Here is an 11,999-nt window from a genome sequence, read left to right on the forward strand (position 1 = left end):
CGGCGGGTCCGCAGCAGCCGAAGGATTCCCGTGACCGACCCCCAGCAGCCGCACGGCCAGTACCCCTACTCCGGTCAGCCGGCGTCCGGGGCGCAACCGTATCCGGGAAGCCAGCCGACCCCTGCCCAGTCCTATCCGGACAGCCAGCCGATGCCCGCCCAGTCCTATCCGGACAGCCAGCCGACCCCTGCCCAGTCCTATCCGGACAGCCAGCCGATGCCCGCCCAGTCGTTTCCGGGAAGCCAGCCGATGCCCGGCCAGCCGTTTCCGGGCAGCCAGCCGACGCCCTCCCAGCCTTACTCGGGCAACCATCCGATGCCCGCGCAGCCCTATCCCGGCGGCCAGCCTGTGCCGGGCCAGCCCTATCCCGGCAGTCAGCCCATGGCCCCGCAGCCCTATCCCGGCGCGCAGTTCTACGGCCAGATGCCGGGCCCTTACCCCCAGCAGCAGTACCCGCCCTATCCCGGCGTGATGCAGCCGAGGCCGAACGGCGCGACCGCGATCATCGCCGGGGTGCTGGCCGCCGTTGGCGGTGCGGCGGCCTTGTTCGGCGCGATCGGCGGGGCGGTCCTGCTCGGGCACCGGGGCGGACTCGGCTACGGGCTGCTGGCCTTGATCGTGAACCTGGCGCTGGCCGTCCTGCTGATTTTCGGGGCGACCACGCTGTTCCTGCACAAGCCGGCCGGCCGGTTGTGCGTGATCGCCGGGTGCGGGCTGGCGATCGCCTACTCGATCACCTCCGCCGTGCTCGTCTCGGCCGGGGTGAGTTCGCTCCGCGGCGGGTCGGAGCTGATCGGCTTCGGGATCGCCGGTGCGCTGGTCGCCCTGATCCCGCCGGTGGCGACGCTGGTGCTCGCACTGGTGAAGCCGACCGTGGATTGGGTCTCGCAGCCCGGTTCCGGTGGGTATCCGCAGCAGCCGGGATGGTGAGCGGTCTTACCAGCCGCCTCTCCCTCCGGGAACCCCGTCCCACCTGACGGGAATATCCGGGGTGGATCGTACTCTGGTACGTATGGCCCACGATTACGCCGCATTTGGCTTCGAGACGCGCGCGATCCACGCCGGGCAGCAGCCCGACCCGCGCACCGGCGCGGTGATCGTGCCCATCTACCAGACTTCGACCTACGCGCAGGACGGCGTGGGCGGCACCCGCGAGGGCGATTACGAATACTCGCGGACCGCGAACCCCACGCGCACCGCGCTGGAAGAGGCGCTCGCTTCGCTGGAGGGCGCTCGCCACGGGCTGACCTTCGCCTCCGGGATGGCCGCCTCCGACGCCGTGCTCCGCACCGTGCTGCGTCCTGGTGATCACCTGGTGCTCGGCAACGACGCGTACGGCGGCACCTTCCGGCTCATCGACAAGGTGCTGAGCCTGTGGGGCATCGAGCACACCGTCGCCGATCTCGGCCGGATCGACGAGGTGCGGGCGGCCATGCGCCCGGAGACCAAGCTGATCTGGTGCGAATCGCCGACCAACCCGCTGCTCGGCATCGCGGACCTGGCCGGGCTGGCCGGCGCGGCGCACGAGGGCGGGGCCCGCCTGGTGGTCGACAACACCTTCGCCACCCCGTATCTGCAGACCCCGCTGGCGCTGGGCGCGGACATCGTCGTGCACTCGACCACGAAGTACCTCGGTGGCCACTCCGACGTGGTCGGCGGCGCCGTGCTGACCAACGAGGACGAGGTCCGTGAGCAGCTGTTCTACCTGCGCAACGCGGCGGGCGCGGTGCCCGGCCCGTTCGATGCCTGGCTCACCCTGCGCGGGCTGAAGACGCTGGCCCTGCGGATGGAGCGGCACAGCGACAACGCGGACCTGATCGCCCGCACTCTGACCCGGCACCCGAAGGTCACCCAGGTCTACTACCCCGGCCTCCCGGACCACCCCGGCCACGAGATCGCCGCGAAGCAGCTGCGCCGCTTCGGCGGCATGGTCTCCTTCCGGGTCGCCGGCGGCGAACAGGCCGCACTGGACGTCGTGTCCCGCACGAAGCTGTTCATCCTGGCCGAATCCCTCGGCGGCGTCGAATCCCTGATCGAGCACCCCGGCCGCATGACGCACGCGTCCACCGCGGGCTCGACCCTCGAGGTCCCGGAAGACCTGATCCGGCTCTCCGTCGGCATCGAGGACGGCCAGGATCTGCTGGCCGACCTCACGCGGGCGCTGGGCTGAGCGGGCCGATCACGCACGTCCCGTCCTCAAGGCTGTGAAGGGCCCCTTCACAGCCTCAGAGTCCGTGACGGGTCCCTTCACGGAACGGTAGCCTCTGACCTGCGCACACTCTCCAAAGGGCGGCACAGATCGTGAGCAGTGACAACAAGCTGGGGCACGCCTGCGCGAAGCACGTCTGACCGCGAAGTGGGAAGTCCGCGAGCTGGGTCGGTCGGATCGGGGTGGGACCAGCCCTCCTACCCAACTGGGAACTCGGGAAGCGCACGCCGAAACCGTTGGACGTGGCGTGCATCTTCGGCGCGCTCGGCATCGTGGGCGACGAGAAGACCCGCATCCTGCGTCTAGCCCTGACAGCCGAGCTGGACCGAGGGCGCTACTTCTGGACGGCCGACGCTAACCTTCCGGCGGCTTGAGCCGCCGGACGAGCGTGGATGCATCGACACCCAGCCCGTAGGCAAGCTTCAGCAGGTTGTGCAGGCTCACATTGCGCAACCCGCGCTCCACCTGGTTGACAAACGTCCAGTGCACGCCCGCCTCGCGGGCCAGACCCTCCTGACTCAGGCCCGCCGCCTCTCGGTGCGCTCGGACGCGCACGCCTAGTTCCCGCGTCGGCTGGCGACTGCGGTCCCTTTGCCGTGCGGAGCAACCTACCGCCCGATTCGACCATGGACGCATTCGGTGATTCGCTACCATCACTCGGTGTCTGCAAATGCAGACACCGAGTATGGGAGGACTCGCGCGTTCGAAGACACCACCTTTTCGATCTACAACCCGTGGGCGAACGAGCCCCGGAGAGACGGCTTCTCGCTTGAGCTGGACGAGGCGAAGAAAATCCTCCGGAACCTCAACGACCACAAGGTCCGGTTGGGAGAGCAGAACCGCAAGATCGCCCAGCTACTCACGATGAAGCCGCCATCGCAGGACCCGACAACCGTGGCCGCGAACACCGCGATGGTCGGCGACGGCAAAGAGCAGCACGGTGCGTACGCCGGCGGAGCGGAAGCGATAGACCAGCAGCTAGCCTACGTCACGGAACTGGCCGACCGCATCGAGGAAGCGCTGGCCGCGATCGGCCAGAACGAGCAGGACCAGACCAAGACCATCAAGAACGTCGACCCCGGCTCCCAACCCCCAGGAAAGCTCTGATGAACCTGCGCGCCACCGCAGCGGTGCTCAGTCTCGCCCTCCTCGCCGCCGCTTGCTCGTCGCCCACAGACGGCACAGCGACCCCGCCAACTTCGGCCACCGCGCCGTCAGGCCGGGCAGTGCCCTACGGCGGTGCACCGAAGGTCAAGAACCCGTTGCCGGACAACGTGCTTTCCAGCGATCCGTGCCAGGCACTCACTCCGCAGCAAATCACCGAGCAGCTTGGCTCCGCGCTCACCGGGAAGCCCGACAGTGATCCGGTTCCGAGCTGCTCGTGGATCAACGCCGAAACCACCGCTTCCATCGGAGTCTCCTACTACCCCGCGCGCAACGACGGTCTCAGCAACGCCTACACCAACGTCAAGCCGCAGATGAAGCGCTGGGACGCGCTGCCGCCGATCCAAGGTTTTCCAGCCGTTGCCTACGCCACTCAGCCAGGATCGACGCCCAACACCTGCAATGTGCTGGTCGGCGTCACGGATCGGCTGTCGTTCCTGGTCGATGTCGCACCCCGAACGAGCAAGATGGGCAAGGTAGACCCATGCCCGCTCGCGGCCGACGTCGCCAACGACGTCCTCACCACGCTGAAACAGCAAGCGGGCCGGTGAAGCCTGCCGTGTGAAACGATGTCGGCACGGGTCCGGTGCTCCACCCTCCCCCTCCGGCCGGCGACGACGAAGAGCCCCCGTCGCACGCGTCCCGGTTGATCGAAGGCGGTCGGCCGCACCGGGGAGCATCCATGGAACATGGTCCGCGACTACATGGGACACGCTTCCATCGTCACCACCAGCCAAGACCTACGGCCACCTGTTCGAGCAAGCCCACGAACGCGCCCGCTCGCTCATGGATGACGTCTTCGCCGCTGTTGTGTACCCCCTGCTTACCGCCGAAGGCCAGTAGCCGGGTCAGCGCCGGTCAGACGGCTACCGGCCGCCGGAGCTACAGAAGGGCACCTTCACTACGTCTCCGCCGTGGGCCGCGGTCGGCGAGAAGCAAGCAGCGGGTACGCGGCTCAGGGCCGGTAGCTGCTCGGCTGTGTCCCGTGCTGGTGGGCGGCGTGCGGGGCCGCCTCCTGGTTCGCCGGGGCCGCGGGCAGTTCGTTGCCGTCCACGCAGCTGCCCACCAGTTCGGTGTGGCTGTCGTGGCGGATGTACTGGGGCTGGCCGCCGCATCCGGCCGCGTCGACTGTGACGTAGGCGGCTCCGGCCAGCGCGGCGGCGGACACGATGCCCGCGACGAGAGGCACCAGGCCGCCGGAACGGGTCGCGCGCATCGCCCGCCGAGCGGTGGTCGCGTCCTGCCCGCGTGCCATGGTCGAACTCCCTGCATACGTGTGGTTGCCGTAGCCAGCCTACCGGTCTTACGAGGCGGGCGGCCCGCAAGTCCGCCGGATGGCATCATCGCAGCTTATGGAACTGGTCAGCGTCGAGCGCATCCTGGAAGCCCGGAAGCTGCTTTCCGGCGTGACCCGGGTCACGCCGATGGAACACGCCCGCGATCTGCGCCGGATGCACGGCGGGCCGGTGCACCTCAAGTGCGAGAACCTCCAGCGCACCGGCTCGTTCAAGATCCGCGGCGCCTACACCCGCATTCACGGTCTCTCCGCCGCCGAACGCGATCGTGGGGTCGTGGCCGCGAGTGCGGGCAACCATGCGCAGGGGGTGGCGCTGGCGTCGTCGCTGCTCGGGATTTCGTCCACGGTCTACATGCCGCTGCGCGCGCCCCTGCCCAAGCTCGCCGCGACCCGCGGATACGGCGCGGACGTGCACTTGCACGGTGCCGTTCTGGAGGAGACGCTCGCCGAGGCCATTGCCTTCTCCGAACGCACCGGTGCGGTGTTCATCCATCCGTTCGACCACATCGACGTGATCGCCGGGCAGGGCACAGTCGGCCTGGAAATCCTGGAACAGGTGCCGAACGTCAAGACGGTGCTCGTGGCGACAGGCGGTGGCGGGCTGGTCGGTGGGGTCGCGTCGGCGGTGAAGGCGTCACATCCGGACGTACGCATCGTCGGCGTGCAGGCCGAGGACGCCGCCGCGTTCCCGCCTTCGCTGGCGGCCGGCGCCCCGGTGCGCATCGCGCGAACGCACACCATGGCCGACGGCATTGCGGTCGGTAAGCCGGGGCTGGTCAGCTACGCGCACGTGTCGGAGCTGGTCGACGAGGTCGTGACGGTCAGCGAGGAATCCCTGTCCCGGGCGGTGCTGCTGTGCCTGGAGCGGCGAAAGCTGGTGGTGGAGCCGGCCGGCGCGGCGACCGTGGCCGCGTTGCTGCAGCATCCCGGCGCGTTCGAGCCGCCGGTGGTGGCGATCCTCTCCGGTGGCAACGTGGATCCGGTGCTGCTGCAGCAGATCATCCAGCACGGCATGACCGCGGGCGGCCGGTACCTCAAGCTGCATCTGCGGGTGCCGGACCGGCCGGGCTCGCTGGTGTCGGTGCTGTCCGATGTGAAGGACCTCGGCGCCAACGTGCTGGACGTCGAGCATTCCCGGATCTCCGGCAGTCTCGCGCTCGGCGAGGTGGACGTGGCACTCGCGCTGGAGACCCGCGGTCCGCAGCACTGCGCGGAGGTCGAGGCCGCCCTCGCCGCCGCCGGGTTCACCATCGTCCCCTGACGATTCCACTGTGGACAGTGGGGCGGCCGATTCGCGCCGAACCGGCCGTTCCGTCGTGAAATCCTTACATTGCAGGGGTTTCAGAGGTTTCCGCGCCGCTCCTGCTCGCGCTCGATGGCCTGGAACAAGGCTTTGAAGTTGCCCTTGCCGAAGCCGAGCGAACCGTGCCGCTCGATCAGCTCGTAGAAGACCGTCGGACGGTCGCCGATCGGGCTGGTGAAGATCTGCAGCAGGTACCCGTCCTCGTCGCGGTCGACCAGGATCCCGTGCTCCTTCAGGGTTTCGATCGGCACCCGCACCTCTCCGATCCTGGCCCGCAGCTCCGGGTCCTCGTAGTAGGAGTCCGGGGTGTTCAGGAATTCCACGCCCGCCGCGCGCATCGCGGTGATCGTGGCGATGATGTCGTTGGTGGCCAGCGCGATGTGCTGGCAGCCCGCGCCCTCGTAGAATTCGAGGTACTCGTCGATCTGCGACTTCTTCTTCGCCACTGCGGGCTCGTTGAGCGGGAACTTGACCCGGTGGTTGCCGTTCGACACCACCTTGCTCATGAGCGCTGAGTAGTCGGTGGCGATGTCGTCGCCGATGAACTCCGCCATGTTCACGAAGCCCATCACGCGGTGGTACCAGTCCACCCAGTAGTCCATCTTGCCGAGTTCGACGTTGCCCACGCAGTGGTCCACGGCCTGGAACAGCCGCTTCGGGGCACCTTCGGGCCGCTTCACGGTGCTTTCCCGCGGCTCGAACCCGGGCAGGTAGATGCCGTGATAGCGGGAACGGTCGATGAGCGAGTGCCGGGTCTCGCCGTAGGTCGCGATGGCCGCCCGGCGGATCGTGCCGTGTTCGTCGGTGACGTCGTGCGGCTCCTCCAGCACGGTCGCGCCCTGCGCGCGGGCGTGCTCGACGCACTTGTCGACGTCGGTCGTCTCCAGCGCGAGGTCAATGACGCCGTCGCCGTGGCGGCGGTGGTGATCGAGCAGGGGCGAGTCCGGACGGACCCCGCCGGTGATCACGAACCGCGCCGAACCGGACTTCAGCACGAAGGATTTGTGGTCCGGCTGCCCGGTTTCGGGACCGGAATACGCGACGAGCCGCATGCCGAACGCGACCTGGTAGAACCACGCGGTCTGGGTCGCGTTGCCGGCGACGAACACCACCGCGTCGAGCGCCTTGACCGGGAACGGGTCGGCCGAGGCGTCGTGGTCGACCAGTCCGACGAGCTGGCGAAGCTGGTCGTAGCTGACGTCGTCGAGGGCGCTCTGGGGCGGCATGATGTCGGTCATGACGAAAGCATGAGCGGAGCCCGGCAAGCTGTGCAATAGTCATTGATTTGACTGGACAATATGTTCAGCCATACTCGGTGACCCGAGGTCATCATGGACAACCTGTGCAGGAGACGACCGATGCTGGACTCGCTGGACGCCCGGCTGTTGCTGCTGCTGACCGACTCGCCGCGGCTGGGCGTACTCGAATGCGCACGGCGGCTCGGCGTGGCGCGTGGCACCGTGCAGGCGCGGCTGGACCGCCTCGCCGAACGCGGGGTGCTCGGCGGGTTTCCCCCGGAACTGGACCTCGCCGCGATGGGCTACGGGCTCACCGCGTTCGCCGTACTGGAGATCGCCCAGGGCAAACGCGGCGGCGTCGCCGAGGCCCTCGCCGCGATCGACGAGGTCTGCGAAGTCCACGCCACCACCGGCCAAGGCGATCTGTTCGTCCGCCTGGTCGCCCGCGACAACGACGACCTGCAACGCGTGATCGACGAGGTGGTCGGCGTCCCCGACGTGCTCCGCACCTCGACTTCGATCGCCTTGTCCACGCCGGTTCCGCCGCGGGTACGGCCGCTGCTGGAGCGGGCGGCGAGGCCGGACTAGATTCGGGCGGGTGGGGGCGGGGTGTCGGCAAAGTCGGTGTGAGGGGCCCTGCGCCGCCTCGGAGGTCCGTGAAGGGGCCCTTCACGGACTCTGAGTCTGTGAAGGGCCCCTTCACAGACCCGGGACAGGTCTGGCGCACGCCACGAGGTGGTCGCGCGTCTCGAACGCCTCCGCGACCTGAGGGAGGGTCTGCGCGAACTCGTTGCCGCGCACGAACTCATGGCGAAACGTAAACTCGATGATCCCCATCGTTAGCCGTTACGTCAGTTCCCGGTACGGTAGCCGACATTCGATGTCCACCGCTCGTGGATAATCTCTGAATTACCCTCGTCGAACCGGCGAGGGTAAAATCGGTCACTCGGATCTCGAGCGAAGTTCGGACTTTGTTTCCGAATTCGGTGAAAGTGACCTGCGTGCGCTGACGATGCCGACCGCTCTGCGTCGGATCTGGAAGGATTTTGCCTCGATATGCCCATGAGTGACGCCTTCTGTCAGCGCCTTATTCCGATACTTCCGCGAGTTGCGGAGCATTTCGGCACACCGTTCCACATCTACGACGTGCAGGGCATCCGCGACACCGCCGAGGGCTTCAACCGAGCGTTTCGCGGCCTGGACTTCCGGGAGTACTTCGCCGTCAAGGCGCAGCCGAACCCCCGGATCCTGCGTACCCTCGCAGACCACGGCTTCGGCTTCGACTGCAGTTCGATCGCCGAGCTCGTGGCCGCCCGGGAGGCCGGCGCGGTGGGTGACGACATTTCCTTCACCTCGAACAACACCAGCTCGGCGGAGCTGGTCGCCGCGCTCGCCGCGGACGCCATCATCACCGTCGACGACGAGACTGTCGTCGACAAGCTCGTGGCCATGCGGGCGCGGCCACGATCGGTCTGTTTCCGAGTGCACCCGGGGCGCTCCGCGTCGGTGCAGAACATGCACCTCGGCGGAGCCGAGTCGTCGAAATTCGGTATCCGGATCGACCGCCTGCACGGCGTGGTGGCGAAAGCGCGGCAGCTCGGCGCGAACACGTACGGGCTACACGTCATGCTGGGCTCGCACCTGAAGACACCGGACTCCTTTCTGCGCAATCTCGACCTGCTGCTCGACACCGTGCTCCGGCTGCGGGACGAGACCGGAGTGCGCATCGATTTCGTGAACCTCGGCGGCGGAATAGGAATCCCTTATCGGCTGGAGGAGCGGGAGTTCGACCTCGCCGGGCTGGCGGCCGGAGTCCGGGACCGGGTGACGACCTTCGAGCGCGACCACGCGTGGCACCTGCGGGTGCTGTTCGAATCCGGCAGGTATGTGACGGGTCCGCACGGGGTGCTGGTCACCCGCGTGCTCAACCGGATGACCAAATGGCGCGAGATCGTGGGCGTCGACTGCGGCATGAACGGTCTGATCCGCCCGGGAATGTATCCGGACGCCTACCATCACCTGTCCGTTTTGGACGGCGAGGGGCGCGAACTCGAGACGGTCGACGTCGTCGGCTCGATGTGTGAGAACAACGACAAACTCGCGATCCAGCGCGTCCTGCCACGCACGGCCGAGGGCGACCTGCTGCTGGTGCACGACACCGGCGCCCATGCGCTGTCGCAGACCTACACGTACGGTGGGCGGCTGCGCCCACAGGAGTTGCTGCTGCACCCGGACGGGGACGTGGAGCGCATCCGCCGGGCCGAGACCGTCGAGGACTACTTCGCAACCCTCCGCTGCGACGCGGACCGGCTTGCGACGGCGGTGGTGCTGCGGTGACCCGTCACGTCGACTGAGGCTTGCCCGTCTCTCCACGGCGCACGCCGAACAATCTGCTTGCAGTACCCGTATTTCGTGCGAGTGTCCGAAGTGGACGGCCGGCGCTGTTGATGGCGAAGAGTCGAGCGGCGGCTGGTGCCCTCCTTCCGCGACCTCGTGCTGGTCACCGGTCGTCCGCTCGACGGGCCTGTGTGACCCCGTCGCGTCAGCGCTCGGTGATGACGACCCCGGGGCCGGCCGAGGCCGGGACGAGCACCAGGTCGAGTGTTGCCGGGTCGTTCCGCGACCACCGCACCACCGAACGGACGCCGGGGGCGACGGTGAGCGGGCGGTCCGGATCCGGTCCGCGGCGTGTGAGCCGGCGATTCGGGATGCCGACGATCCGCACCGGGGCGCGGAGATCCAGCCCGTCCTGGGCGTCGAGCCACGGCACCGTGGGAGCGGCGCCCGCGTCGACCACCGGGCGCTGTGGCCCGACCAGCACCACGTCGTAGCGGTAGCGCGTCAGCTCGTTGTCGGGGCCCTGTTTGCACCGGATCTGGCAATGCAGCCCGAGGCGTCTGGCGGTGGCCGCGAACCAGTCCGGTGCGACGAACAGCTCACGGTCGGTGGCCAGCACGCGCGCCGCCGCCGGGCCGAGGTCGTTCGCGTCGGCCCCGCGGGCGCGGGCCACGTCCGTCGCGAAATGTTCGCGCAGGGGTTCGCAGCGGACATCCCCCACGAGGACGGCTCCGGTGGGTCCTGCCAGCTCGGCTGCCGTCGCCACCACGGCCGTGAGGTAGTCGAGGTCGGGGAAGTACTGCGCGACGGAGTTGAGGACGACGAGGTCGGCGGGGCCGGCCCGCAGGAGTCGCGCGCGCTCGTGCGCGGCGGTCACTTCGAGATGGACCCGATCCGTGAGTTCGGGGCGATCGGCGTTCAGCCGGCGTTTCAGGATCTCGATCGCGGATGGCGAGAAGTCCGTACCTGTGTAGTGCTGCACGTGCGGGGCGACGAGGGCCAGGAGCAGCCCGCCGCCGACGCCGATCTCGACCACCCGGCGCGGGAACAGCTCCAGGATGCGTGCGACGGTGGTATCGCGCCAGCTGCGCATGTCCGCTTCGGGGATCGGCGAACCGTCGTAGGCCGAGTCCCAGCCGCGGAAATCGTCACCCAGCCGCCCCCACGGCTCGCCGTCAAGGTAGAGGGTGTCGTAGACCTCGCGCCAGATCGCGACGTGTTCGAGTGCGGGCGCGGAGATCTCGCCCGCGCTGGCCGGGCCGGTCACACGAAGCTGCGCAGCTCGCCGCGGCGCCGCACGTCGGCGGTGACACAGTGGAAGCACCCACCGAACCGCATGACGTTGCGGAATGGGATCGGCAGGACGTCGAACCCCCATTCGTCCAGCATGTCCGCCAAGGCCGTTTCCTGCGCCTCCACCACCACCTGCGTCTCGCTCAGCATGAGCACATTCATTCCCACGGTGGGGCTGGACATGTACAACTCGAAATCGTCCGGAACTGCCGGCTCGGGTGCCACCCGCACATCCCAGGCGTCGAGGACCGACGGCACATCCTTGACCTTGTTCCGATTCAGCAGCAGCTTCCCCGGGGCGAGTGGCACGAAGGATGCGTCGATGTGCATCGGATACGGATCGATCGTCTCGACGATGTGCACGGTGTATTCCGGGTCGAGATGCCGGGCCACCCACTCGATGCCGAGCCGGTTGGTGACGTGGCTGCGCTGGGCGAACAAGTCGGTGCCGCACCGGGTGAAATCGGCCGCGTCGAAGGTCGGCTCGACCTCGGTGGTCGCGTAGGACTGGGTGGCGAACGGCGTCTCCCGGTCGAAGCCGGCGTCGAAGGTGTCATCGTCGAGCAACGGTCGCGGTGCGGCGATCCACCGGGCGCCGCGCCGGAAGTAGCCGGTCAGCAGGCGATGGTAGGCGTCAGCCTCGAAATAGCGGCTGCGCCATGCCATCGGCGACTCGATGATCATGTCTCCGACGACGAGCAGCAGATCGCGGGGCATCGCGCTGTAGAGCCCACCGGGGCTCGACCAGCGTGGGGTGCTGAAGCTTCGGGTGTGGTCCACCGGATCCGGCCGTGTCACGACGATCCCGCGAGCGGTGAGGAAGCCGGCGAAGGCGTCCAGCTCCGCCTCGGCCGCCTCAGCGTGCTCGCGCGGCCACGGTTGGCCCGCGGTGCGGGTGAACAGTTCGCGCGCGCTGGCCGGCACGCAGGACTCGACGGCCACGTCCCACTGCGGGACCGCTGCGCCGCGCATCGTCCCCACGATGACCTCCTCAAGCGGGTCCCACTCGGTGTAGGTGCTGACGGGGCCTGCTGGACGGGTCGTGTCAGGACGACTCCGGTGATCGACGGTCAATTCTTTTCCCAACCTCGGTGACTGTGGCCGAGGGAAACCAATCCTCATGAACACCGTCCCTCTATTGGGCGAACATCATTTAAA

Annotated in this window: 13 protein-coding genes; 7 read left to right on the forward strand and 6 right to left on the reverse strand. The window is 68.2% G+C overall.

Features of this window, described 5'->3' with window-relative positions; translation table 11 throughout:
* Nucleotides 1-30 precede the first annotated feature (30 nt).
* Nucleotides 31-930: a hypothetical protein gene (locus tag ATK36_RS22455; RefSeq protein WP_098513304.1), complete on the forward strand. Its 900-nt coding sequence runs from the start codon at nt 31-33 to the stop codon at nt 928-930.
* Nucleotides 931-1,012: 82 nt separating this feature from the next.
* Nucleotides 1,013-2,170, forward strand: coding sequence for a cystathionine gamma-synthase (locus tag ATK36_RS22460; RefSeq protein ID WP_098513305.1), 1,158 nt, complete (start codon nt 1,013-1,015; stop codon nt 2,168-2,170).
* 393 nt (nt 2,171-2,563) lie between these two features.
* Here the strand turns inward: ATK36_RS22460 and ATK36_RS22465 are convergent, their stop codons facing one another.
* On the reverse strand, nt 2,564-2,764 hold the full coding sequence (locus ATK36_RS22465) for a helix-turn-helix domain-containing protein (RefSeq protein WP_245915005.1): 201 nt from the start codon (nt 2,762-2,764) through the stop codon (nt 2,564-2,566).
* 105 nt (nt 2,765-2,869) lie between these two features.
* On the opposite strand from ATK36_RS22465, the gene ATK36_RS22470 reads away from it, so the two are divergent.
* Both ATK36_RS22470 and ATK36_RS22475 read left to right on the forward strand, forming a co-directional pair.
* Nucleotides 2,870-3,316: a hypothetical protein gene (locus ATK36_RS22470; protein ID WP_141544504.1), complete on the forward strand. Its 447-nt coding sequence runs from the start codon at nt 2,870-2,872 to the stop codon at nt 3,314-3,316.
* On the forward strand, nt 3,316-3,924 hold the full coding sequence (locus tag ATK36_RS22475; RefSeq protein ID WP_245915007.1) for a DUF3558 domain-containing protein: 609 nt from the start codon (nt 3,316-3,318) through the stop codon (nt 3,922-3,924). Before ATK36_RS22470 ends, ATK36_RS22475 begins: the two co-directional genes overlap by 1 nt.
* A gap of 404 nt (nt 3,925-4,328) precedes the next feature.
* Here ATK36_RS22475 and ATK36_RS22480 read toward each other — a convergent pair whose 3' ends face one another.
* Nucleotides 4,329-4,628, reverse strand: a complete 300-nt coding sequence (locus ATK36_RS22480) for a hypothetical protein (protein WP_098513308.1) — start codon at nt 4,626-4,628, stop codon at nt 4,329-4,331.
* 97 nt (nt 4,629-4,725) lie between these two features.
* Between ATK36_RS22480 and ilvA the strand changes: the two genes are divergently transcribed.
* Nucleotides 4,726-5,931: a threonine ammonia-lyase gene (gene ilvA, locus ATK36_RS22485; protein WP_098513309.1), complete on the forward strand. Its 1,206-nt coding sequence runs from the start codon at nt 4,726-4,728 to the stop codon at nt 5,929-5,931.
* An 80-nt stretch (nt 5,932-6,011) separates the two neighbouring features.
* On the opposite strand, the gene hppD is transcribed toward ilvA, so the two are convergent.
* Nucleotides 6,012-7,211, reverse strand: coding sequence for a 4-hydroxyphenylpyruvate dioxygenase (gene hppD / locus ATK36_RS22490; RefSeq protein ID WP_098513310.1), 1,200 nt, complete (start codon nt 7,209-7,211; stop codon nt 6,012-6,014).
* Between the two features lie 120 nt (nt 7,212-7,331).
* On the opposite strand from hppD, the gene ATK36_RS22495 reads away from it, so the two are divergent.
* Entirely contained in the window at nt 7,332-7,799 is a 468-nt protein-coding gene (locus tag ATK36_RS22495) for an Lrp/AsnC family transcriptional regulator (protein ID WP_098513311.1), read from the forward strand.
* Nucleotides 7,800-7,910: 111 nt separating this feature from the next.
* Here ATK36_RS22495 and ATK36_RS32420 read toward each other — a convergent pair whose 3' ends face one another.
* Nucleotides 7,911-8,048 (reverse strand): hypothetical protein, encoded by a 138-nt coding sequence (locus tag ATK36_RS32420; RefSeq protein WP_170069852.1) that lies wholly within the window; start codon nt 8,046-8,048, stop codon nt 7,911-7,913.
* A gap of 225 nt (nt 8,049-8,273) precedes the next feature.
* Here ATK36_RS32420 and ATK36_RS22500 point away from each other — a divergent pair, with 225 nt between their 5' ends.
* On the forward strand, nt 8,274-9,548 hold the full coding sequence (locus ATK36_RS22500) for a diaminopimelate decarboxylase family protein (RefSeq protein WP_098513312.1): 1,275 nt from the start codon (nt 8,274-8,276) through the stop codon (nt 9,546-9,548).
* A gap of 205 nt (nt 9,549-9,753) precedes the next feature.
* Here the strand turns inward: ATK36_RS22500 and ATK36_RS22505 are convergent, their stop codons facing one another.
* Together ATK36_RS22505 and ATK36_RS22510 are read right to left on the reverse strand one after the other, a co-directional pair.
* Nucleotides 9,754-10,815, reverse strand: a complete 1,062-nt coding sequence (locus ATK36_RS22505) for a class I SAM-dependent methyltransferase (protein ID WP_170069853.1) — start codon at nt 10,813-10,815, stop codon at nt 9,754-9,756.
* On the reverse strand, nt 10,812-11,813 hold the full coding sequence (locus ATK36_RS22510; RefSeq protein ID WP_245915387.1) for an arginine deiminase family protein: 1,002 nt from the start codon (nt 11,811-11,813) through the stop codon (nt 10,812-10,814). Before ATK36_RS22510 ends, ATK36_RS22505 begins: the two co-directional genes overlap by 4 nt.
* Nucleotides 11,814-11,999 lie beyond the last annotated feature (186 nt).

The sequence above is a fragment of the Amycolatopsis sulphurea genome (assembly GCF_002564045.1).
Taxonomy (GTDB): Bacteria; Actinomycetota; Actinomycetes; order Mycobacteriales; family Pseudonocardiaceae; genus Amycolatopsis; species Amycolatopsis sulphurea.